General features: G+C 62.0%; 23 protein-coding genes and 2 tRNA genes. 19 read left to right on the top strand and 6 right to left on the bottom strand.

What is annotated here, in order from left to right:
• Positions 1 to 34 precede the first annotated feature (34 nt).
• Positions 35 to 111 (bottom strand) — tRNA-Met (locus tag CAG22_RS22530).
• Between the two features lie 134 nt (positions 112 to 245).
• Positions 246 to 322, bottom strand: a tRNA-Met gene (locus CAG22_RS22525).
• A 220-nt stretch (positions 323 to 542) separates the two neighbouring features.
• Here CAG22_RS22525 and dinB point away from each other — a divergent pair.
• Positions 543 to 1,601, top strand: a complete 1,059-nt coding sequence (gene dinB, locus CAG22_RS22515) for a DNA polymerase IV (protein ID WP_170929331.1) — start codon at positions 543 to 545, stop codon at positions 1,599 to 1,601.
• Between the two features lie 168 nt (positions 1,602 to 1,769).
• Here the strand turns inward: dinB and CAG22_RS22510 are convergent, their stop codons facing one another.
• The 3 genes from CAG22_RS22510 to CAG22_RS22500 form a co-directional block, all read right to left on the bottom strand.
• The gene (locus CAG22_RS22510; RefSeq protein ID WP_023661807.1) at positions 1,770 to 2,723 is read right to left on the bottom strand and encodes a hypothetical protein; all 954 of its coding nucleotides are present in this window, start codon (positions 2,721 to 2,723) and stop codon (positions 1,770 to 1,772) included.
• Positions 2,724 to 2,743: 20 nt separating this feature from the next.
• Positions 2,744 to 4,459: a proline--tRNA ligase gene (locus tag CAG22_RS22505; RefSeq protein ID WP_085706220.1), complete on the bottom strand. Its 1,716-nt coding sequence runs from the start codon at positions 4,457 to 4,459 to the stop codon at positions 2,744 to 2,746.
• Between the two features lie 160 nt (positions 4,460 to 4,619).
• Positions 4,620 to 5,888: an OprD family porin gene (locus CAG22_RS22500; RefSeq protein ID WP_085706219.1), complete on the bottom strand. Its 1,269-nt coding sequence runs from the start codon at positions 5,886 to 5,888 to the stop codon at positions 4,620 to 4,622.
• A gap of 692 nt (positions 5,889 to 6,580) precedes the next feature.
• Here CAG22_RS22500 and CAG22_RS22495 point away from each other — a divergent pair.
• Both CAG22_RS22495 and CAG22_RS22490 read left to right on the top strand, forming a co-directional pair.
• Entirely contained in the window at positions 6,581 to 7,000 is a 420-nt protein-coding gene (locus CAG22_RS22495; protein WP_025340267.1) for an HIT domain-containing protein, read from the top strand.
• A gap of 1 nt (position 7,001) precedes the next feature.
• Complete coding sequence (locus tag CAG22_RS22490; protein WP_085590688.1) at positions 7,002 to 7,208, top strand: SlyX family protein; 207 nt, start codon at positions 7,002 to 7,004, stop codon at positions 7,206 to 7,208.
• A gap of 63 nt (positions 7,209 to 7,271) precedes the next feature.
• On the opposite strand, the gene CAG22_RS28905 is transcribed toward CAG22_RS22490, so the two are convergent.
• Complete coding sequence (locus CAG22_RS28905; protein WP_085706218.1) at positions 7,272 to 7,865, bottom strand: cold shock domain-containing protein; 594 nt, start codon at positions 7,863 to 7,865, stop codon at positions 7,272 to 7,274.
• Positions 7,866 to 8,144: 279 nt separating this feature from the next.
• On the opposite strand from CAG22_RS28905, the gene CAG22_RS22480 reads away from it, so the two are divergent.
• The 16 genes from CAG22_RS22480 to queE all read left to right on the top strand — a co-directional run bounded on the left by CAG22_RS22480 (position 8,145) and on the right by queE (position 21,135).
• The gene (locus tag CAG22_RS22480) at positions 8,145 to 8,618 is read left to right on the top strand and encodes a Dps family protein (RefSeq protein ID WP_025340264.1); all 474 of its coding nucleotides are present in this window, start codon (positions 8,145 to 8,147) and stop codon (positions 8,616 to 8,618) included.
• A gap of 239 nt (positions 8,619 to 8,857) precedes the next feature.
• On the top strand, positions 8,858 to 9,187 hold the full coding sequence (locus tag CAG22_RS22475; RefSeq protein WP_085590686.1) for a ribbon-helix-helix domain-containing protein: 330 nt from the start codon (positions 8,858 to 8,860) through the stop codon (positions 9,185 to 9,187).
• A gap of 92 nt (positions 9,188 to 9,279) precedes the next feature.
• Positions 9,280 to 9,501, top strand: coding sequence for an FmdB family zinc ribbon protein (locus CAG22_RS22470; protein WP_003254776.1), 222 nt, complete (start codon positions 9,280 to 9,282; stop codon positions 9,499 to 9,501).
• Positions 9,502 to 9,596: 95 nt separating this feature from the next.
• Positions 9,597 to 11,372: an aspartate--tRNA ligase gene (aspS, locus tag CAG22_RS22465; RefSeq protein ID WP_025340263.1), complete on the top strand. Its 1,776-nt coding sequence runs from the start codon at positions 9,597 to 9,599 to the stop codon at positions 11,370 to 11,372.
• Between the two features lie 114 nt (positions 11,373 to 11,486).
• On the top strand, positions 11,487 to 12,233 hold the full coding sequence (locus CAG22_RS22460; protein ID WP_013973810.1) for a YebC/PmpR family DNA-binding transcriptional regulator: 747 nt from the start codon (positions 11,487 to 11,489) through the stop codon (positions 12,231 to 12,233).
• Positions 12,234 to 12,527: 294 nt separating this feature from the next.
• The gene (gene ruvC, locus CAG22_RS22455) at positions 12,528 to 13,052 is read left to right on the top strand and encodes a crossover junction endodeoxyribonuclease RuvC (protein ID WP_004375291.1); all 525 of its coding nucleotides are present in this window, start codon (positions 12,528 to 12,530) and stop codon (positions 13,050 to 13,052) included.
• Between the two features lie 109 nt (positions 13,053 to 13,161).
• The gene (gene ruvA, locus CAG22_RS22450; RefSeq protein WP_085692556.1) at positions 13,162 to 13,779 is read left to right on the top strand and encodes a Holliday junction branch migration protein RuvA; all 618 of its coding nucleotides are present in this window, start codon (positions 13,162 to 13,164) and stop codon (positions 13,777 to 13,779) included.
• Positions 13,776 to 14,822, top strand: a complete 1,047-nt coding sequence (gene ruvB, locus CAG22_RS22445) for a Holliday junction branch migration DNA helicase RuvB (protein WP_004375289.1) — start codon at positions 13,776 to 13,778, stop codon at positions 14,820 to 14,822. The genes ruvA and ruvB overlap by 4 nt, the downstream gene beginning before the upstream one ends.
• Positions 14,823 to 14,947: 125 nt before the next feature.
• The gene (gene ybgC, locus CAG22_RS22440) at positions 14,948 to 15,400 is read left to right on the top strand and encodes a tol-pal system-associated acyl-CoA thioesterase (protein ID WP_015271472.1); all 453 of its coding nucleotides are present in this window, start codon (positions 14,948 to 14,950) and stop codon (positions 15,398 to 15,400) included.
• 2 nt (positions 15,401 to 15,402) lie between these two features.
• Positions 15,403 to 16,098: a protein TolQ gene (gene tolQ, locus CAG22_RS22435; RefSeq protein ID WP_015271471.1), complete on the top strand. Its 696-nt coding sequence runs from the start codon at positions 15,403 to 15,405 to the stop codon at positions 16,096 to 16,098.
• 14 nt (positions 16,099 to 16,112) lie between these two features.
• Positions 16,113 to 16,565, top strand: coding sequence for a protein TolR (tolR, locus tag CAG22_RS22430; RefSeq protein WP_003254760.1), 453 nt, complete (start codon positions 16,113 to 16,115; stop codon positions 16,563 to 16,565).
• Positions 16,565 to 17,662: a cell envelope integrity protein TolA gene (gene tolA / locus CAG22_RS22425; protein ID WP_038408274.1), complete on the top strand. Its 1,098-nt coding sequence runs from the start codon at positions 16,565 to 16,567 to the stop codon at positions 17,660 to 17,662. The genes tolR and tolA overlap by 1 nt, the downstream gene beginning before the upstream one ends.
• Positions 17,663 to 17,688: 26 nt before the next feature.
• Positions 17,689 to 18,960: a Tol-Pal system beta propeller repeat protein TolB gene (tolB, locus tag CAG22_RS22420; protein WP_038408273.1), complete on the top strand. Its 1,272-nt coding sequence runs from the start codon at positions 17,689 to 17,691 to the stop codon at positions 18,958 to 18,960.
• Positions 18,961 to 19,013: 53 nt separating this feature from the next.
• The gene (gene pal / locus CAG22_RS22415; RefSeq protein ID WP_003254755.1) at positions 19,014 to 19,514 is read left to right on the top strand and encodes a peptidoglycan-associated lipoprotein Pal; all 501 of its coding nucleotides are present in this window, start codon (positions 19,014 to 19,016) and stop codon (positions 19,512 to 19,514) included.
• Between the two features lie 6 nt (positions 19,515 to 19,520).
• Positions 19,521 to 20,327, top strand: a complete 807-nt coding sequence (gene ybgF, locus CAG22_RS22410; RefSeq protein ID WP_004375252.1) for a tol-pal system protein YbgF — start codon at positions 19,521 to 19,523, stop codon at positions 20,325 to 20,327.
• Between the two features lie 160 nt (positions 20,328 to 20,487).
• Entirely contained in the window at positions 20,488 to 21,135 is a 648-nt protein-coding gene (gene queE, locus CAG22_RS22405) for a 7-carboxy-7-deazaguanine synthase QueE (RefSeq protein ID WP_015271468.1), read from the top strand.
• Positions 21,136 to 21,140 lie beyond the last annotated feature (5 nt).

Genomic DNA, 21,140 nt, shown 5'->3' with positions numbered 1-21,140 from the left:
GCTGTTACACAGGCGGGGTTTGTTCTGACGAATATGGTTGCGGGAGCCGGATTTGAACCGACGACCTTCGGGTTATGAGCCCGACGAGCTACCAGGCTGCTCCATCCCGCGTCAGTGGGGCGCATTCTACAGCTTTCAGAATGGGTGTCAAGCGCTAGTCATTGATTTTTTTGAAATTTCTTTCAACGCATTATTTGACGCAAAAGAAAAAGGCCACTGTGTGAACAGTGGCCTTTTCTCGAATCTGGTTGCGGGAGCCGGATTTGAACCGACGACCTTCGGGTTATGAGCCCGACGAGCTACCAGGCTGCTCCATCCCGCGCCTGTGAGATCGAATTCTACGGATTTACCCGTGGGTGTCAAGCTTTTTTCTGAAAAAACCTTTCCTGTTCAAACTCTTAGCGTTTGAATATAGCGCGCAGCTCAGGCGCGACGGGGCTTTCAGGCCGATTATCGACCAATGCCGGGCACAGGCTGCATGCCTCGAAGGCACATGCGATACTATCTGTATGAATTTACAGTGCTGACGGTCATCCATGTCCTTGCGCAAGATCATCCACGTCGACTGCGATTGCTTTTATGCCGCGATCGAAATGCGTGACGACCCGCGCCTGGCCGGGCGGCCCATGGCGGTGGGGGGCTCGGCCGACCACCGTGGGGTGATCGCCACCTGCAACTATGAAGCGCGTGCCTACGGCGTGCGTTCGGCCATGTCGTCGCGGCACGCCCTGAAGCTGTGCCCGGACCTGCTGATCGTCAAGCCGCGCTTCGAGGCCTACCGTGAGGCCTCGCGGGAAATCCACACGATCTTCCGCGATTACACCGAGTTGATCGAGCCACTGTCGCTGGACGAGGCCTATCTGGATGTGAGCGACAGCCAGTGGTATTCGGGCAGCGCCACGCGCATTGCCGAGGATATCCGCCGGCGCGTCGCCCGCACCCTGCATATCACTGTCTCGGCCGGTGTGGCGCCGAACAAGTTCCTGGCCAAGATCGCCAGTGACTGGCGCAAGCCCAATGGCCTGTTCGTGATTACTCCGGGCGAAGTGGAGGCGTTCGTCGCCGCCCTGCCGGTGGCCAGGCTGCACGGGGTAGGCAAGGTAACGGCAGACAAGCTGGCGCGGTTGGGTATCGAAACCTGCCTGGAATTGCGCGACTGGTCGCGCCTGGCGCTGGTGCGCGAGTTCGGCAGCTTTGGCGAGCGTTTGTGGGGGTTGGCGCGGGGTATCGATGAGCGTGCGGTACACAATGACAGCCGCCGGCAGTCGGTCAGCGTGGAAAACACCTACGACACCGATCTGCCGGACCTGGCCAGTTGCCTGGCACGGCTGCCCGAGCTGCTGGAAAGCCTGAACGAGCGTATCGCCCGAATGGACAGCAGTTACCGACCGGAAAAGCCCTTCGTCAAGGTCAAGTTCCATGACTTCAGCCAGACCACCATGGAACAGGCGGGGGCGGGCAGGGACCTGGCGAGTTATCGACAATTGCTGGGGCAGGCGTTTGCTCGTGGTGGCAAACCGGTGCGCTTGCTGGGGGTAGGCGTGAGGTTGCGCGACTTGCGCGGGGCGCATGAGCAGCTGGAGCTGTTCCCGCCTCAATAAATGGCCTGGGCCTGGCTGCATGGCCCCCTGTGGGAGCGGCCTTGTGTCGCGAAAGGGCCGCGCAGCGGCCCCAGGATTTCAGCAGTGATGCATCAATTGTCGGGGCTGCTCTGCAGCCCTTTCGCGACACAAGGCCGCTCCCACAGGGGGGATGCGTTGCCGCAGCAGTTACTGCGCGCCCGGGTCGGCCACCAACCGGCCAGTGGCCTTGGTCAGCGACTGCAGAAACTCCTGCTGCAACTCCGGATCGTTGCGGGTCAGTTCGATCAGGCTCTGTTCCATTTCACTGGCTTCCTCTTCCAGGCCCAGTTCGGACAAGCGCTTGACCCGGTGTACCCATTGGCCGACATCGTCATCTTCGAGGTCATCGAAGATCAGTTCATGAGCCTCGAGCAGCTTGTTGCGCAGGGTGGCGCTGACCAGCAGGCTGGCATCGCCACGTACCGCGTTGTCCTCGTCCAGCACCTGCAGGTGCAGGGTGCCGATGTGGTTGAGGTTCTGCTCGGAGAACGGGCTGTCGAGCAGGTTCAGGCGCAGCACGCCGTTCCTGTCGGTGGTCAGCTCGTGGGTCATCTTGCCGGCCTTGACCTCGACCAGGCGCTCGCTCCAGGGCACGCTGGTAGATTCCTCGCGCTTGCCTTTCTGCACTTCGCTGATCCCGGCCAGGTTCTGCTGGGCACGGCCGTTGGACGGCACGTTCATGAACGGGTTGAGCCCGTCCACGCCATAGCTGAGCCAGTCGTGGGTGATGCTTTCCGGCAGGTTGCCCAGGGCGAAGACATTGACCACATTGGCACCCACGCCTGCCACCACGGCCACCGCACCCAGCGGGATCTCGTAGATTTCCCGCCAGGGTTGGTAAGGCGTGTAGCGGTCATAGCTGCGGGTGACTTCGAACTCGGTGACTTCGAAGCGCTTCTGCTCATGCACGCGCACACGTCGTTGCGGAAGCTCCATCACCTTCGGCTCGCCGACATCGATCTGCAGGGTGTGCTCGAGCAGTTTGCGCTCGACGCGCTCCTCATGGTCGCTGCGCTGGGACATCTGGTTGGCGCAGCCGCTGACGAGCAGGGCGCCGCACAGTGCGGCGCCCCCCAGGGGAAAGGTACTTCGCTTGAACATGATCACTCGTGCATTGGTTATCAGCGGCGAACGCGGGCCTGCAGGAAGGTCAGCACTTCATTGAGCGGCAACGACTGGGCGTCCTGCTCGGTGCGGTGCTTGTACTCCAGGTTGCCTTCGGCCAGGCCGCGATCGCTGACGACGATGCGGTGCGGGATGCCGATCAGCTCCATGTCGGCAAACTTGATGCCTGGGCTGGTCTTCTTGTCACGGTCGTCCAGCAGCACTTCGTAGCCGGCAGCAGTCAGCTCGGCGTACAGCTTGTCGGTCGCCTCGCGAACTACCTCGGTTTCGTAGCGCAGCGGTACCAGGGCGATCTGGAACGGGGCCAGTGCGTCGTTCCAGATGATGCCCTTGTCGTCGTAGCTCTGCTCGATGGCAGCGGCCACCACGCGGGACACACCGATGCCGTAGCAGCCCATGGACAGGGTTACCGGCTTGCCGTTCTCGCCCAGTACCTGGCACTTCAGCGCCTCGCTGTACTTGGTGCCGAGCTGGAAGATGTGGCCCACTTCGATGCCGCGCTTGATCACCAGGGTACCCTGGCCGTCCGGGCTCGGGTCGCCTTCGACCACGTTACGCAGGTCGGCGACCTGTGGAACCGGCAAGTCGCGCTCCCAGTTCACGCCGAAGTAATGCTTGTCGTCGATGTTGGCGCCAATGCCGAAGTCGCTCATCAGGGCAACCGAACGGTCGATCACGCACTCCAGTGGCAGGTTCAGCGGGCCGAGCGAGCCGGCGCCGGCACCGATCGCCTCGCGCAGGTCGGCGTCGGTAGCCATGACCAGTGGGTCGGCAACCTGTTCCAGCTTGGCCGCCTTGATTTCGTTCAGCTCGTGGTCGCCACGTACTACCAGGGCAACCAGCTTGCCTTCCTCGGCACCGCGCACGATCAGGGTCTTGACGGTCTTCTCGATCGGCAGGCCGAAGTTTTCCACCAGCTGGGCGATGGTCTTGGCGTTCGGCGTGTCGACCAGGCGCAGCTCCTCGGTAGGGGCCGGGCGTACGGTTTCACGCGGGATGGCCTCGGCCTTCTCGATGTTGGCGGCGTAGTCGGAGCTGTCGCTGAAGATCACGTCGTCTTCGCCGGACTCGGCCAGTACGTGGAATTCGTGCGAGTAGCTGCCACCGATAGAGCCGGTGTCGGCCTGCACTGGGCGGAAGTCCAGGCCCAGGCGGGTGAACACGTTGCTGTACGCCTGGTGCATGCGGTCGTAGGTTTCCTGCAGGGAAGCCTGGTCGGCATGGAACGAGTAGGCGTCTTTCATGATGAACTCGCGGCCGCGCATCAGGCCGAAGCGCGGGCGGATCTCGTCACGGAACTTGGTCTGGATCTGGTACATGTTGAGCGGCAGCTGTTTATAGCTGGACAGCTCGTTGCGGGCCAGGTCGGTGATTACTTCTTCGTGGGTCGGGCCGACGCAGAAGTCGCGCTGGTGGCGGTCCTTCAGGCGCAGCAGCTCGGGGCCGTACTGTTCCCAGCGGCCGGATTCCTGCCACAGTTCGGCGGGCTGGATGCTGGGCATCAGCACTTCCAGGGCGCCGGCGGCGTTCATTTCCTCACGCACCACGGCCTCGACCTTGCGCATCACCCGCAAGCCCATCGGCAGCCAGGTGTACAGGCCGGAGGCCAGTTTGCGGATCATGCCGGCACGCAGCATGAGCTGATGGCTGATGACCACTGCGTCGGCAGGGGTTTCTTTCTGGGTGGCGAGCAAATATTGACTGGTGCGCATGGTGAGCCGTGTCGATTGCCTAAGACATTGAAATGACCCCGCATTGTACGGGGGCGAAACGAAGGCGTACAGGATGCCCCAGGGCGTGACGCTTGTCAGCCAAGAAAAAGCCCGGCGTGATCGCCGGGCTTTTTCAGGTGCGGGGCACTGCAAGCCAGGCTTACAGGATGCTCAGCGGGTACTCCACGATCAGGCGCAGTTCGTCGATCGATGGGGAATCGTAGTAGGTGCCATCGGAAGAACGGTAGGTGGCTTGACGCACGCGGAAGCTCAGGTCTTTCGCCGGGCCGCTCTGCAGCACGTACTTGATATCTACGTCGCGTTCCCATTCCTTGCCGTTGCTGGTGCCGGTGACGTTGGCATCGGTACCGCGTACATAACGGGTCATGAAGGTCAGGCCCGGGATGCCGTATTCGGCAAAGTTCAGGTCGTAGCGAGCCTGCCAGGATTTCTCGTCTTCGGCGTTGAAGTCGGAGCGGGCCACGGAGTTGGCCAGGAAGATGGTACCGCCACCGTCGATGCCATAACCATAGTCGCCGTCGCCGGTGACTTTCTGGTAGGCCAAGGTGAAGGTGTGAGCGCCGATGTTGTAGGCGCCCGACAGGCTGAATGCGCGGTTGTCCAGCTTGTCGCCGTCAAATGCGCGGTACTCGGCCGAGCCTTCGCTCTTGGTGTCATAGATGTTGAAGTCGAACACCAGGCCCTGTTTGTCCGAGATCGGCAGTGCCCAGTTGACGTTGGCGTAGTATTTGCGCCAGAAGTCTTCAACCTTCGAGTAGTACAGGCTGGTGCTGAGGTTGTCGGTGAACGCGTAGGTACCACCTACCACGTTGGCTTCCTTCAGGCGGAAGCTGTCGCGGTTGGTCTGCTCCTGGGCGGTCAGGCTGGTGAAATGACCAGCGTGCAGGGTCAGGCCCTCGATCTCGTTGCTGGTGATCAGGGTGCCCTGGGCGATTTCAGGCAGCAGGCGGCTGTCGTCGGTGGCGAAGACCGGCAGAGCGGTGAACTGGTCACCCACTTTCAGTACGGTGTCGGAGATGCGGAATTTAACCGCGCCGCCGGCCTTGGAGTAGTCATCTTCCGAACGGCCGTCGGAACCGGTCGGGAACAGGCCGGTACCGGCGCGGCCCTTGCCGCTGTCCAGTTTCAGGCCGAGCATGCCGATGGCATCCACACCCACACCCACGGTGCCCTGGGTGAAGCCGGACTCGAAGGTGCCGAGGAAGCCCAGGCCGGTTTCTTCACGACGGCTCTGGGTGCCGGCTGGGTTGTTACGGAAGTCACGGCTGAAGTACAGCATGCGGGTCTTGACGTTCAGCTTGCTGTCTTCGATGAAACCTTTGGACTCGTCCTGGGAAGAGGCCAATGCCAACTGCGAGGTCCCTGCCGCAACGGCCAGGGCGATCATGCTCCACTTCATCACGCGCATCGTGATTTGCTCCTTTGGTTTTTAGGAAGAGTACCGCTGCGTCCAAGTGTTCTAGTTATATGGGGCAGCTCTTTCTTGTTATGTCGGCGAAAATGTATAGCACGCTGACTGTTGTTGGCGATATGGGTATAAACATCCTTTTCGGAACTTTTTCACCATGTCGCTTCTAGGTATTTCCATGTCGCAAATCACGCCCCGGTTTAAGGGCCGTGCAACACCAGCGCTGTTTCTTTCACCGTAACGAACCTGTAACTACCGATTCCGGTTGGGGAAACTCCCTGGTAACCAATGCCGCTGTTGTTATTTGTCGCGTACACCTGTCGATGCAGATGTCGTGCCGACTTGGCGTGAAAGGAATGCAACAAGCGTGCTCAAAATTCGCAACGCTTCATGAAATTTTCACAAAACCTGCTACCGGGGGTCGGAAAGTGCCGTAAACACGGGGCGGGAGCCGCCTGACGGGGTATCACAGTCAAGAATCATTAAAATTTGAAAAGCTGTCATGAAAGTCAATGTGTTACCGCAACTTGTTCATGCAGCGTCACCTTTGGGGTGGCAAGTGTGGTGCGAGGTGTATGGGCGGCCTCATTTTGGTGCGAAAAGTAGCGCTGTGTTACCGGGAACGTGCAGGGTATCCTTGCAGGCCTGTTTTCCGCGTGACGCGGGTTGGTTCTGCCTGAAGGAGATTTGCCGTGTTCGTCCTCGATTCGCGTTTGCAGCAGGATTCGCTGGTGCTGGGGGAATTTGCGCTGTGCCAGTTGCTGCTGAGCAAGGATGCCAACTATCCATGGTTCATCCTGGTGCCCAAGCGCGCCGGTATCAGCGAACTGTTCGAGCTCGATGCTGCGGAGCAGCAGCAGTTGTGGCAGGAAACCACCAGCCTGGCCGAAGCGCTGAAAGCCAGCTACAGCGCCGACAAGATGAACGTGGCCACCCTGGGCAATGTGGTCAGCCAGTTGCACATGCACGTGATCGTGCGCCAGCGCGACGACGCCGCCTGGCCGGCACCGGTGTGGGGCAAGTGCCCGGCGGTGGCCTACACCGACGACCAGGTGCAAGCCATTCGCCAGCGCCTGCGCGGGCTGCAGCTCGCCGGCTACCAGGAGGCCTGACATGTCGCTTGAATCGCGAGTGGTCGAACTGGAAACACGCCAGGCGTTCCAGGATGACACCATCCAGGCGCTGAATGACGTGGTGGTCGAGCAGGGGCGGGTGATCGAGCGGCTGCAGTTGCAGATGGCCGAGCTGATCAAGCGTTACGAAGAGATGGTTGGCCAGTACGGCAGCGAAGGGGAAGAGGCGCCACCGCCTCATTATTGATACCTGAACCCCTGCAGGAGCGGGCATGCCCGCTCCTGCAGGGGCTAGTTTCTGCAAACAAGATCAGCGGCGGGTTACCGCAACCACATCCTCGGCCTGCAGGCCCTTGTCGCGGTGCATCACGGAAAACTCCACGCGCTGGCCTTCCACCAGGATGCGGTGGCCTTCGCCGCGAATGGCGCGAAAGTGCACGAAGATATCATCGCCCGAGTCGCGGGAGATGAAGCCGAAGCCTTTGGACGTGTTGAACCACTTCACGGTACCGGTATCACGATTGCCGGCATCCTGCGCCGCGTGCTGGCTGGCGCGTGCCTTGCGCGGGATGCGGGCAAAGCCCACGGCCAGGTGCACGGCCACGGCCAGCGCCGCGCAGACCAGTGCGGCCAGGTTGCCCATTTCCGGGCGGGCCAGCAGTGTCAGGGTCTGCAGCACCACGGCCACCACCAGCAGGGCACAGGCCAGGTGCTGCAACTGCTGCCGCGCGCCGCGGTAGTACGGTGGCACGACCGGGGCCAGCACCAGATTGAGCAGGCCGAGCAGGGCAAGGTAGACCGCGTCGGGTTGTTGCAGGAAGGGGGTCGCATCGGTTTTCAGGCTGGGTATGAGCGATAGCAGCAAGGCTGCCACGCCCGTCACCAGATGGACGATCTTGAACATGGGGTTGGCTCACAGTTGATAAGGCCGATCACAGGAAGAGCTGGCAGCACGGTGCGCATGAGGTGTAGAGCGCGAACACGTGGCAGGCCAGCCTATGCACCCGGCAATGACAATCCGCACGGGTGGCACCATGCCTATTTAACAGTAAAGCCGCAGGCTACTCAAACCGCAGGCCGCGACGGGCGATGTGTTGCGCCATGTCACATGCGGCGTGTACCAAGTGTTGCTACAGTGGTCGTCACCTGCTTGGGTCTCAAGCCTTATGGAAAGGGGAACTTCATGGCAATCGATATCGGTATCAGTGAAGAAGATCGCAAGTCCATCGTCGATGGATTGTCCCGCCTGTTGTCGGATACCTACGTGCTGTATCTGAAAACCCATAACTTCCACTGGAACGTCACCGGTCCGTCGTTCCGCACCCTGCACCTGATGTTCGAAGAGCAGTACAACGAACTGGCGCTGGCGGTCGACTCGATCGCCGAGCGCATTCGCGCCCTGGGCTTTCCGGCACCGGGGGCCTATGCATTCTATGCGCGGCACTCCTCGATCAAGGAGGAAGAAGGGGTGCCGCCTGCCGACGAGATGATCCGCCAGCTGGTCCAGGGCCAGGAAGCCGTGGTGCGTACCGCGCGCAGCATCTTCCCGGTGGTGGACAAGGTCAGTGACGAGCCGACCGCCGACCTGCTGACCCAGCGCATGCAGGTGCACGAGAAAACCGCCTGGATGCTGCGGGTGCTGCTCGACGGCAAGTAGATACCCAACGCTGTACCGGCCCTTGTAGGAGCGGCCTTGTGTCGCGATGGGCTGCGCAGCAGCCCCGGCAATTTGTGCAATTGCACTCAAAACCTGGGGCTGCTTCGCAGCCTATCGCGACACAAGGCCGCTCCTACAGGTCCTGCGCAATTTTGTGCGGGAAGATTTTGCCGCTGCTTTAAGCTCGCCCATCAGCGCTTCATAGGCCACCTGGTACCTGTGACGAGGAAGTGTGGCGCATGATGCAAGCAAGCAAACGTGTGGCTGGCCAGGGGCGTTGGCCGGGTAAACAGTGCATCGACCCGTTCAAGGCGGATTTCGACATGTTGCAGACCCAGCCGGTGTCACGCTCGGTGCGGCTCAACGGCTTTTCCACCTGCCTGCGGCTGGAGGCCGTCTACTGGGGCATCCTGGAGCGCATCGCCGCGGCCAACCGCTGCTCGGTCAGCGCGGTGCTGTCCTACGTGGATCGCGAGGTGCACCTGCGCCAGGGCGGGGTGCGCAACTTCAGCGGGCTGATCCGGGTGATCTGTGTCGCCTGGCTGCAGGACCCGCCAAGTGTGCGCTGATCGCCTGGCGGGCTGCGCAGTGCTTGTTAACCATATATAATCCCGCTTTTTGCTGCCCCGGCAGCCAGCGTTGTGGTTGACGAGAGACACCCATGCCCCTTTATGACTATCAATGTGCATCCTGCGAGCACCGCATGGAAGTGCTGCAGAAGATCAGCGCCGCGCCGCTGACCGATTGCCCGGCCTGCCAGGCGCCGGCGCTGAAGAAGCTGCTGTCGGTGCCAGGCTTCCGCCTGAGCGGTAACGGTTGGTACGAAACCGACTTCAAGACCGGGGCGAAAAAGAATCTGGCAGGCGGCGACAAGGCCGACTGAGTTGAATGCTGTGACCGGGTCTTGCAGTATTAGCCCTCTGCGGGCGGCCAAGGCCTCCACCGAATACACGAATCACGAGAAGCGAAACCACCATCATGATGCGCAGCCATTATTGCGGCCAACTGAACGAGAGCCTGGACGGCCAGGAAGTCACCCTTTGCGGCTGGGTCCATCGTCGCCGCGACCACGGCGGGGTGATCTTCCTCGACATCCGTGACCGCGAAGGCATGGCCCAGGTCGTGTTCGACCCGGATCGCGCCGAAACCTTCGCCGCTGCCGACCGCGTGCGCAGCGAATACGTCGTGCAGATCACCGGCAAGGTCCGCAAGCGCCCTGAAGGTGCGGTGAATGCCAACATGGCTTCCGGCGCCATCGAGATCCTCGGCTACCAGCTGAACGTGCTCAACGAAGCGGAAACCCCGCCGTTCCCGCTGAACGAATACTCCGACGTCGGCGAGGAAACCCGCCTGCGCTACCGCTTCATCGACCTGCGTCGCCCGGAAATGGCCGACAAGCTGCGCCTGCGTTCGCGCATCACCAGCAGCATCCGTCGCTTCCTCGACGAGAATGGCTTCCTCGACGTCGAGACGCCGATCCTGACCCGTGCCACCCCGGAAGGCGCCCGTGACTACCTGGTGCCTAGCCGTACCCACGCCGGTAGCTTCTTCGCCCTGCCGCAGTCGCCGCAGCTGTTCAAGCAGCTGTTGATGGTCGCCGGCTTCGACCGCTACTACCAGATCGCCAAGTGCTTCCGTGACGAAGACCTGCGTGCCGACCGCCAGCCGGAATTCACCCAGATCGACATCGAGACCAGCTTCCTCGATGAAAGCGAGATCATGGGCCTGACCGAAAGCATGATCCGCAAGCTGTTCAAGGAAGTGCTGGACCTGGAATTCGGCGAATTCCCGCACATGACCTTCGAAGAGGCCATGCGCCGCTACGGTTCCGACAAGCCGGACCTGCGTATTCCGCTGGAACTGGTCGACGTTGCCGACCAGCTCAAGGATGTCGACTTCAAGGTGTTCGCCGGCCCGGCCAACGATCCGAAGTGCCGCGTTACCGCCCTGCGCCTGCCAGGCGGCGCCAGCATGCCGCGCAGCAAGATCGACGAGTACACCAAGTTCGTCGGCATCTACGGTGCCAAGGGCCTGGCCTACATCAAGGTCAACGAGCGCGCCAAGGGCGTCGAAGGCCTGCAGTCGCCGATCGTCAAGAACATCCCCGAGGCCAACCTCAACACCATCCTCGACCGCGTTGGCGCCGTTGACGGCGACATCGTGTTCTTCGGTGCCGACAAGTTCAAGGTGGTCAGCGAAGCCCTGGGCGCGCTGCGTATCCGCCTGGGTCACGACTTCGAGCTGCTGACCTGCGAGTGGGCACCGATGTGGGTGGTCGACTTCCCGATGTTCGAAGAGAACGAGGACGGCAGCTTCACCGCGCTGCACCACCCGTTCACCGCACCGAAGTGCACCCCGGAAGAGCTCGAGGCCAACCCAGCCGTGGCCCTGTCCCGTGCCTACGACATGGTCCTGAACGGTACCGAACTGGGTGGCGGTTCGATCCGTATCCACCGCAAAGAGATGCAGCAGGCCGTGTTCCGCCTGCTGGGCATCGAGGCGGCAGAACAGGAAGAGAAGTTCGGCTTCCTGCTCGACGCCCTGAAGTTCGGTGCACCGCCTCACGGTGGTCTGGCCTTCGGTCTGGACCGCCTGGTCATGCTGATGACCGGCGCCCAGTCGATCCGTGAAGTGATCGCCTTCCCGAAAACCCAGAGCGCCGCGTGCGTCATGACCCAGGCCCCTGGCATGGTCGACGCCAAGGCCCTGCGCGAGCTGCACATCCGACTGCGCGAACAGACCAAGGTCGAGTAAGCAGTCCCCGGGCGCATCCACATGGATGCGCCTTTGCGTTTCGGCGCAGGCAATTTCCCGTCCCGCCCCGTACAGGGGCGGGGCTGTTTGTGATTCAAAGGATTCGGAGTCGTTATGGCTGGTCATTCCAAGTGGGCGAACATCAAGCACCGCAAAGAGCGCCAGGATGCCAAGAGAGGCAAGATCTTCACCAAGTGGATCCGCGAACTGACGGTCGCTGCCAAGCAGGGTGGTGCTGACCCGGCATCCAACCCGCGCCTGCGTTTGGCGCTGGACAAGGCCCTGGGCGCCAACATGAGCCGCGACATCATCGATCGTGCCGTGGCCCGTGGTGCCGGCACCAACGAAAGCGACAACGTCGAAGAGCTCAGCTACGAAGGTTACGGCCCGGGTGGCGTGGCGATCATGGTCGAGGCCATGACAGACAACCGCAACCGTACCGCCGCTGCCGTGCGTCATGCCTTCACCAAGTGTGGTGGCAACCTGGGCACCGACGGTTCGGTGGCCTACCTGTTCGAGCGCAAGGGGCAGATCAGCTTTGCCCCGGGCGTGGAAGAAGATGCGCTGATGGAAGCGGCGATGGAAGCCGATGCCGATGACGTGGTGGCCAACGACGACGGCTCGTTCGACGTGTTCACCTCGTTCAACAGCTTCTACGCCGTGCGCAATGCCCTGGAAGAGGCGGGCTTCAAGGCCGCTGACGCGGAAATCGTCATGCAGCCGACCACCAGCGCCGAACTCGACCAGGACGGTGCCGAGAAAGTACTCAAGCTGATCGACATGCTCGAAGACCTGGATGACGTGCAGAACGTCTACTCCAATGCCCAGATTTCCGATGAGATCATGGAAAACCTCGGCTAAGGTGTCCTGAGCATTCGGGCCAGGCAGGTAGCTTTATTGGGGCTGCTGTGCAGCCCATCGCCGGCAAGCCAGCTCCCACAGGTACAGTGCAGTCCTCAAGTCTTGCGCTGCACCTGTGGTCACTGGTAAGGCTGCAATTGGGGCTGCTGTGCAGCCCATCGCCGGCAAGCCAGCTCCCACAGGTACAGTGCCACCCTCAAGCCTTGCACTGTACCTGTGGGAGCTGGCTTGCCGGCGATGGGCCGCGCAGCGGCCCCAATGGTGTTAAAACATGAGCTTTGTACGACGGGCACTATGACTCTGATTCTTGGTATCGACCCCGGCTCGCGCATCACCGGCTATGGCGTGGTACGCCAGACCGCGCGTGGTTGCGAGTACGTGGCGTCGGGCTGCATCCGCACCGGCAGCGGCGAGCTGCACGAGCGGTTGCAGATCGTTTTTCGTGGCGTGGGTGAAATCATCGCCCAGCACGGCCCGGTAACCATGGGCATCGAACGGGTGTTCATGGCCCGTAACGCCGACTCGGCGCTCAAGCTCGGCCAGGCCCGTGGCGCAGCCATCGTCGCCGCCGCCGAAGCCGGCCTGGAAATCGCCGAATACAGCGCCACCCAGGTCAAGCAGGCGGTAGCCGGTACCGGTGGGGCCAACAAGGAGCAGGTGATGATGATGGTCATGCACCTGCTGAAACTGACGCAAAAGCCGCAGATCGACGCCTCCGACGCCCTGGCCATCGCCCTGTGCCATGCCCATACCCGCTCCAGCCTGGTGCCGCATGGCCTGGCCACGGCAAGGCGACGCGGCGGGCGCTTGCGTCTGTAGGCGCTTCATGCGCTGATACACATTTTGTTCGGGTGATGCGTTCACCCGCTGCATTTGCTGATAGGGTTGAGCGGTCTTTGACCGGCTCCCCGAGAGGAAGGATCGGAACGTGATTGGACGTTTGCGCGGCACCCTGGCGGAAAAACAGCCGCCGCACCTGATTATCGACGTCAACGGCGTAGGTTACGAACTGGAAGTTCCAATGACCACGCTGTACCGTCTGCCCAAGGTGGGCGAACCCGTAACCGTGCACACCCACCTGGTGGTGCGCGAGGATGCGCACTTGCTCTACGGTTTTGCCGAAAAGCGCGAGCGCGAGCTGTTCCGCGAACTTATCCGCCTGAATGGCGTAGGGCCGAAGCTGGCCCTGGCGCTGATGTCCGGGCTGGAAGTGGACGAGCTGGTGCGCTGCGTGCAGGCTCAGGACACCTCGGCCCTGGTGCGCGTGCCCGGTGTTGGCAAGAAAACCGCCGAACGCCTGCTGGTCGAGCTCAAGGACCGCTTCAAGGCTTGGGAAACGTCCCCGGCCATGTTCGCCCTGGTCTCCGACGGGCCGCTGCCGGTCGCCAGCGCATCCACGGCCGAAGCCGATGCCGTCAGCGCCCTGGTTTCGCTGGGCTACAAGCCGCAGGAAGCCAGCAAGGCGATCGCCGCGATCAAGGACAAGGCCGGCCTGAGCAGTGAGGAGCTGATCCGCCGCAGCCTGAAAGGGATGATTACCAAGTGATCGAAGCCGACCGCCTGATCGCCGCCAGTGGCCGCGACCGTGAAGAAGTCCAGGACCGTGCGATCCGCCCGCTGCGGCTGGACGAGTACATCGGCCAGCCGGTGGTGCGCGAGCAGATGGCGCTGTTCATCCAGGCCGCCCGTGGCCGCAGCGAGTCGCTCGATCATACGCTGATCTTCGGCCCGCCCGGCCTGGGCAAGACCACCCTGGCCAACATCATCGCCCAGGAAATGGGCGTGTCGGTCAAGAGCACCTCGGGGCCCATCCTCGAGCGCCCGGGCGACCTCGCGGCCATGCTGACCAACCTCGAACCGCACGATGTGCTGTTCATCGACGAGATCCACCGGTTGTCACCGGTCGTCGAAGAGGTGCTGTACCCGGCGATGGAGGACTTCCAGCTCGACATCATGATCGGCGAAGGGCCTGCGGCCCGCTCGATCAAGCTCGACCTGCCGCCGTTCACCCTGGTCGGTGCCACCACCCGTGCCGGCATGCTCACCAACCCGCTGCGCGACCGTTTCGGTATCGTCCAGCGCCTGGAGTTCTACAGCGACAAGGACCTGGCCACCATCGTCAGCCGTTCCGCCGGCATCCTCGGCCTGGCCATCGAAGACCAGGGTGCCTACGAGATCGCCCGCCGCGCCCGTGGCACGCCACGTATCGCCAACCGCCTGCTGCGCCGCGTGCGCGACTACGCCGAAGTGCGCGGCAAGGGCCAGATCACCAAGGCCGTGGCCGACATGGCGCTCAACCTGCTGGATGTCGACGAGCGCGGTTTCGACCACTCCGACCGCCGCCTGCTGCTGACCATGATCGAGAAGTTCGACGGTGGCCCGGTCGGCGTGGACAACCTGGCCGCGGCCATCAGTGAAGAGCGTCACACCATCGAGGACGTGCTCGAGCCGTACCTGATCCAGCAAGGCTACATCATGCGCACGCCGCGCGGCCGCGTGGTCACCCGGCATGCCTACCTGCACTTTGGCTTGAACGTGCCCGGGCGCCTGGGGGAGGGTGGGGATTTTTCCGAAACGGGCGATGAGTGACAGATCGAAAACGGCTTTTCGTGGTCCTACCGCTGGCATGCCGAGGGTGCGCTGGCAATAAGACATTAATGAAGAAAAAACAGTTGCCACAGCGGATTGGCAAGCTGAGGAGTAAGCACTAGAGTATGCGCGCGCAAAATGGCCTGGAACCGTTCGCACACCGTTGTCGCGTCTATTACGAAGATACCGATGCCGGTGGCGTGGTGTATTACGTCAATTACCTGAAATTCATGGAGCGCGCGCGTACCGAGCGGCTGCGGCACCTGGGCTTTTCCCAGGCGCAGCTGGCCGAAGACAACCTGCTGTTCGTGGTCCACTCCAGCGAAGCGCGCTATCACGCGCCGGCGCGGCTGGACGACGAGCTGCGGGTCACCGCGCAAGTACTTGAACTCAATCGCGCCAGCCTGCGCTTCGTGCAGCAGGTCTGGCGGGAAAAGGATGAAACGCTGCTCTGCGAAGGGCAGTTCCTGGTGGCCGCCGTGCGCGCCGACACTTTCAAACCCCGAGCCATACCCCCGGAGCTGCGTGACGCCTTTGCGGCGGACGGCTCGGGTACTCAATCGAATGCAGGAGAATAAGCGTGGAAGCTAACGTCGTCGACCATACCTCCATGTGGAGTCTGGTCAGCAATGCCAGTGTGCTGGTACAGCTGGTAATGCTGACCCTGGTGGCCGCCTCGGTCACCTCATGGGTCATGATCTTCCAGCGCAGCACCATGCTGCGCGCCGGTCGTCGTGCGCTGGATGCCTTCGAGGAGCGCTTCTGGTCGGGCATCGACCTGTCCAAGCTGTACCGCCAGGCAGGCAGCAACCCAGACCCGGATTCCGGTGTCGAGCAGGTCTTCCGTGCCGGCTTCAAGGAATTCTCGCGCCTGCGCCAGCAGCCGGGCGTTGACCCGGACGCGGTCATGGAGGGTGTTGCCCGTGCCATGCGCGTAGCCATCTCGCGCGAGGAAGAAAAACTCGAGCAGAGCCTGCCGTTCCTGGCCACCGTCGGTTCGACCAGCCCGTACATCGGCCTGTTCGGTACCGTATGGGGCATCATGAACTCCTTCCGCGGCCTGGCCAGCGCCCAGCAGGCCACCCTGGCCACGGTTGCCCCGGGTATTGCCGAAGCGCTGATCGCCACCGCCATCGGCCTGTTCGCGGCAATTCCGGCGGTCATCGCCTACAACCGCTTCTCGGCCCGCAGCGAAGTGCTGATCGGCCGTTACTACACCTTCGCCGACGAGTTCCAGGCGATCCTGCACCGCAAAGTGCACACCAGCGAAGAGTAATCAGGTAGAAGCCCATGGCCCGAGTTCGCCACAAACGCAAGCCCGTCGCCGAGATGAACGTGGTGCCCTACATCGACGTGATGCTGGTACTGCTGGTCATCTTCATGGTGACGGCGCCCATGCTCAACCAGGGCGTGAAGGTAGACCTGCCCAAGGTTTCCAGTGAAGCCTTGCCGCAGGACAACAACGTCCAGATCCTCACCATCTCCATCAAGGCCGACAAGACCTACTACTGGAACCTCGGCAGCGAAGTCGATACCGACAAGCAGATGGACAAGGCCATGACCTTGCCTGCCATGACCGACGCGGTGACCAAGATCATTGCCGCCGGCCGTGACCAGGGCAAGCAGACCCAGGTGTTCATTCGTGGCGACAAGGCTGTCGACTATGGCGCGGTCATGGGTGCCATGGGCGGGTTGCAGAAGGCCGGTGTCGGTAACGTTGGCCTGATTACCGAGGCGCCCTGATGCAACAGCGAGAGCCATCCGCCTCGGAAAGCTACTTCTGGCCCAGTATCTGGGCCATCGGCCTGCATGTGCTGGTGTTCGCCCTGCTGTTCGTCAGTTTTGCCATGACGCCTGAGCTGCCGCCATCCAAGCCGATCGTCCAGGCTACCCTGTACCAGCTCAAGTCCAAGAGCCAGGCGACCACCCAGACCAATCAGAAGATTGCCGGGGAAGCGAAGAAAACCGCTTCGCGCCAGACCGAGGTCGAGCAGCTGGAACAGAAGAAGGTCGAGCAGGAGGCCGTGAAGGCCGCGGAACAAAAGAAAGCCGACGCCGCTCAAAAGGCCGAAGAGGCTCGCGAGGCCGCCGAAGCCAAGAAAGCCGAGGCAGCTGCCGAAGCCGCCGAGGCCAAGAAAGCCGCCGAAGCCAAGAAGGCCGAAGAGGCGAAGAAGGCTGCCGAGAAGCAGCAGGCCGACATCGCCAAGAAGAAGGCCGAGGAAGAAAAGAAAAAAGCCGAAGAAGAGGCCAAGAAAGAGGCCGCTGAAGAGGCGAAGAAACAAGCCGCCGAGGACGCCAAGAAAAAGGCGGCCGAAGAGGCCAAGAAGAAAGCAGCCGAGGACGCCAAGAAGAAAGCGGTAGCCGAGGAAGCGAAGAAGAAGGCAGCTGAAGAGGCCAAGAAAAAGGCCGCTGCAGATGCCCAGAAGAAAAAGGCACAGGAAGCGGCCCGCAAGGCGGCGGAAGACAAGAAAGCCCAGGCCCTGGCCGAGCTGTTGTCCGACACTACCGAACGGCAGCAGGCGCTGGCCGACGAGCAGGGTGACCAGGTGGCCGGCGACTTCGACGACCTGATCCGCATGCGCGCGGCCGAGGGCTGGGCACGTCCGCCTTCCGCGCGCAAGGGCATGACGGTGGTCCTGCAGATCAACATGTTGCCGGACGGTACCATCACCAGCGTCAGCGTGGCCCGGTCCAGTGGTGACGGCCCGTACGACAGCTCGGCGGTGGCAGCAGTGAAGAACATCGGTCGTCTGACCGAGATGCAGGGTATGAAGCCGAGCGATTTCAACCAATATCGTTCGTTCAAGATGACATTTACACCTGAGGATCTAGCGTTGTGATTAAACGTCTGAGAGGACTGCTGGTCATGCTGTGCTGCGTGGCAGGCATGGCCGTGGCAGAGGAAAAGAACATCCTGGTCACCAGCGGCAGCGACCGGGCCACGCCCATCGCGGTAGTGCCGTTCGGTCTGCAGGGCGGCAGCGTGCTGCCGGAAGACATGGCCGACATCATCGGCAACGACCTGCGCAACTCCGGCTACTACTCGCCGATTCCGCGGCAGAACATGATCAGCCAGCCGTCGCAGGCCAGCGAAGTGATCTTCCGTGACTGGAAAGCGCTGGGTGCGCAGTACGTGATGGTCGGCAGCATCGTGCCATCGGGCGGTCGCCTGCAGGTACAGTACGCGCTGTTCAACGTCGCCACCGAGCAGCAGGTGCTGACCGGTAGCGTGGCGGGCAGCGTCGACCAACTGCGCGACATGGCGCACTACATTGCCGACCAGTCGTTCGAGAAGCTCACCGGCATCAAGGGTGCGTTCTCCACCCGCATGCTGTACGTGACGGCCGAGCGCTTCTCCACCAACAACACCCGCTATACCCTGCAGCGTTCGGATTACGACGGTGCACGTGCGGTTACCCTGCTGCAATCGCGTGAACCGATCCTGTCGCCACGCTTTGCTCCGGATGGCAAGCGCATCGCCTATGTTTCGTTCGAGCAGAAGCGCCCGCGCATCTTCGTACAGCATATCGATACCGGTCGCCGCGAGCAGGTCACCAACTTCGAAGGCCTGAACGGTGCGCCAGCCTGGTCGCCGGATGGCACGCGCCTGGCGTTCGTGCTGTCGAAGGACGGCAACCCGGACATCTACGTGATGAACGTGGCTTCGCGCCAGATCAGCCGTGTCACCGCCGGCCCGGGCATCAACACCGAGCCGTTCTGGGGCAAGGATGGCAACACCCTGTACTTCACCTCCGACCGTGGCGGCAAGCCGCAGATCTACAAGCAGTCGGTCGGTGGCGGTGGTGCCGAGCGTGTAACTTTCGTGGGTAACTACAACGCCAACCCGAAACTGTCGGCGGACGAAAAGACCCTGGTGATGATCCATCGCCAGCAGGGCTTCACCAACTTCAAAGTTGCGGCCCAGGATTTGCAACGCGGAAGTGTAAAGATTCTCTCGGAAACGAGTCTTGATGAGTCTCCCACTGTTGCGCCAAACGGCACCATGCTAATCTACGCCACCCGCCAGCAGGGCCGGGGAGTCTTGATGCTCGTGTCGCTTAATGGCCGCGTGAGGCTCCCACTTCCTACCGCTCAAGGCGAAGTCAGAGAACCGTCCTGGTCCCCTTACCTGAACTGATTGCGGCGTAATACTTTTGCTTAACACACTGGGGTTTCATTAGGAGTTTCACGATGGAAATGCTGAAGTTTGGTAAATTTGCTGCGCTGGCTCTGGCCATGGCCGTAGCTGTAGGTTGCTCCTCGAAGGGCGGTGACAACGCAGGCGAAGGCGCTGCTGTAGATCCGAACGCTGGCTACGGTGCCAACACTGGCGCTGTTGACGGCTCCCTGAGCGAAGAAGCTGCCCTGCGCGCAATCACCACCTTCTACTTCGAATACGACAGCTCGGACCTGAAGCCAGAAGCCATGCGCGCTCTGGACGTTCACGCCAAGGACCTGAAAGCCAACGGCAACCGCGTTGTCCTGGAAGGCAACACCGACGAGCGCGGCACCCGCGAGTACAACATGGCTCTGGGTGAGCGTCGTGCCAAGGCCGTTCAGCGCTACCTGGTTCTGCAGGGCGTTTCCCCTGCTCAGCTGGAACTGGTCTCCTACGGTGAAGAGCGTCCGGTTGCCACTGGCAACGACGAGCAGTCCTGGGCTCAGAACCGTCGCGTAGAACTGCGTAAGTAAGTTCTTATGCGTATGTGCCGCCGTGTAGTAACCGTCCTCGCACTCAGCCTGCCGCTCGCGGCCTGGGCTGAGGTCCCTGTAGTTGATGACAACGCAGGCAGCTATCCGCCTGCGGGTTATGGCACGAGCGGCGCCTATGCCGGGTCAGGGGCTTCGGCCCCTGCCTCTGCACAGGGCCAGCTGTTCATGCAGCTGCAACAGATGCAGGATCAGCTTTCCCGCCAGCAAGGCATCATCGAAGAGCTGCAGAACGATGTGTCGCGCATGAAGCAGGAAAACCTGGAGCGTTACCAGGACTTGGACCGTCGCATCAACAGTGGCGCCGCGCCTGCCGCGACCCCTGACAATTCCTCCGGTGGTGGTGCATCCAATGCCGCCCCCGATGCAGCAGCAGGTGCTGCTGCTCAACAACCGGCCGCCAGTAGCGAGCCCGGTGATCCGGCGAAAGAAAAGCTCTACTACGATGCCGCTTTCGACCTGATCAAGCAGAAAGACTTCGACAAGGCCAGCCAGGCGTTCAACGCCTTCCTGCGCAAGTACCCCAACAGCCAGTACGCCGGCAATGCCCAGTACTGGTTGGGTGAAGTGAACCTGGCCAAGGGCGACCTGCCGGCTGCCAGCCAGGCCTTCGCCCAGGTCAGCCAGAAGTATCCGAAGCACAGCAAGGTGCCGGATTCGCTGTACAAGCTGGCCGACGTCGAGCGCCGCATGGGCCACACCGACAAGGTCAAGGGTATCCTGCAGCAGGTCATCACCCAGTACCCCGGCACCTCGGCCGCGCAACTGGCCCAGCGTGACCTGCAGAAGCTCTAAGCAGTACCGCTTGAAAGAAACCCGCGCTTGTCGCGGGTTTTTTCGTTAGAATCACTGCCCTTTTTTCGTAAACACGCTGCTGCGGATAACGCTATGTCGAGTCCGCGACAGTGCCTGACGGAGGCGGGCAGCCTGTTTAGCTGTCACGCCCGTGGCGAGCATGCAAGACACATTACGCATCACCGAAGTCTTTTACTCCTTGCAGGGTGAAACGCGAACGGCTGGGTTGCCCACGGTATTCGTGCGCCTCACCGGTTGCCCCCTGCGCTGCCAGTACTGTGACAGTGCCTATGCCTTCAGTGGCGGTACCGTCCGCACCCTCGATTCGATCCTTGAGCAGGTCGCCGGCTTCAAGCCGCGCTACGTCTGTGTCACCGGTGGCGAGCCATTGGCCCAGCCCAACGCCTTGCCGCTGTTGCAGCGCCTGTGTGACGCCGGTTACGAGGTGTCGCTGGAAACCAGCGGCGCGCTGGATATTGCCGGCACCGACACCCGCGTCAGCCGCGTGGTCGACCTGAAGACCCCTGGCTCCGAAGAGTCGCACCGTAACCGCTACGAGAACATAGAGCAGCTGACCCGCAACGACCAGGTCAAGTTCGTCATCTGTTCCCGCGAGGACTACGACTGGGCGGTCTCCAAGCTGATCCAGTACAACCTGGCCGAGCGTGCCGGCGAGGTGCTGTTCTCGCCCAGCCACCACCAGGTGAACGCCAGCGAGCTGGCGGACTGGATCGTCGCCGACAACCTGCCCGTACGTTTCCAGCTGCAACTGCACAAGCTGCTGTGGAACGACGAACCCGGACGTTGATTGAG

Origin of the sequence: Pseudomonas sp. B8(2017) (assembly GCF_002113575.1) — a bacterium.
GTDB classification, from domain to species: Bacteria; Pseudomonadota; Gammaproteobacteria; order Pseudomonadales; family Pseudomonadaceae; genus Aquipseudomonas; species Aquipseudomonas putida_Z.
Note: the sequence above shows the minus strand (reverse complement) of the source record. Positions and strands in the feature narration are given on the sequence as shown.

Excerpts from the sequence above, each read along its gene's own strand:
- CAG22_RS22460 (WP_013973810.1), top strand. The coding sequence starts at position 11,487 with ATGGCTGGTCATTCCAAGTGGGCGAACATCAAGCACCGCAAAGAGCGC.
- CAG22_RS22480 (WP_025340264.1), top strand. The coding sequence starts at position 8,145 with ATGGCAATCGATATCGGTATCAGTGAAGAAGATCGCAAGTCCATCGTC.
- pal (WP_003254755.1), top strand. The coding sequence starts at position 19,014 with ATGGAAATGCTGAAGTTTGGTAAATTTGCTGCGCTGGCTCTGGCCATG.
- ybgF (WP_004375252.1), top strand. The coding sequence starts at position 19,521 with ATGCGTATGTGCCGCCGTGTAGTAACCGTCCTCGCACTCAGCCTGCCG.
- CAG22_RS22500 (WP_085706219.1), bottom strand. The coding sequence starts at position 5,888 with ATGCGCGTGATGAAGTGGAGCATGATCGCCCTGGCCGTTGCGGCAGGG.
- CAG22_RS22490 (WP_085590688.1), top strand. The coding sequence starts at position 7,002 with ATGTCGCTTGAATCGCGAGTGGTCGAACTGGAAACACGCCAGGCGTTC.
- aspS (WP_025340263.1), top strand. The coding sequence starts at position 9,597 with ATGATGCGCAGCCATTATTGCGGCCAACTGAACGAGAGCCTGGACGGC.
- ruvC (WP_004375291.1), top strand. The coding sequence starts at position 12,528 with ATGACTCTGATTCTTGGTATCGACCCCGGCTCGCGCATCACCGGCTAT.
- CAG22_RS22510 (WP_023661807.1), bottom strand. The coding sequence starts at position 2,723 with ATGTTCAAGCGAAGTACCTTTCCCCTGGGGGGCGCCGCACTGTGCGGC.
- CAG22_RS22475 (WP_085590686.1), top strand. The coding sequence starts at position 8,858 with ATGATGCAAGCAAGCAAACGTGTGGCTGGCCAGGGGCGTTGGCCGGGT.
- CAG22_RS28905 (WP_085706218.1), bottom strand. The coding sequence starts at position 7,865 with ATGTTCAAGATCGTCCATCTGGTGACGGGCGTGGCAGCCTTGCTGCTA.
- tolB (WP_038408273.1), top strand. The coding sequence starts at position 17,689 with ATGCTGTGCTGCGTGGCAGGCATGGCCGTGGCAGAGGAAAAGAACATC.
- tolA (WP_038408274.1), top strand. The coding sequence starts at position 16,565 with ATGCAACAGCGAGAGCCATCCGCCTCGGAAAGCTACTTCTGGCCCAGT.
- CAG22_RS22470 (WP_003254776.1), top strand. The coding sequence starts at position 9,280 with ATGCCCCTTTATGACTATCAATGTGCATCCTGCGAGCACCGCATGGAA.
- CAG22_RS22505 (WP_085706220.1), bottom strand. The coding sequence starts at position 4,459 with ATGCGCACCAGTCAATATTTGCTCGCCACCCAGAAAGAAACCCCTGCC.
- ybgC (WP_015271472.1), top strand. The coding sequence starts at position 14,948 with ATGCGCGCGCAAAATGGCCTGGAACCGTTCGCACACCGTTGTCGCGTC.
- queE (WP_015271468.1), top strand. The coding sequence starts at position 20,488 with ATGCAAGACACATTACGCATCACCGAAGTCTTTTACTCCTTGCAGGGT.
- tolR (WP_003254760.1), top strand. The coding sequence starts at position 16,113 with ATGGCCCGAGTTCGCCACAAACGCAAGCCCGTCGCCGAGATGAACGTG.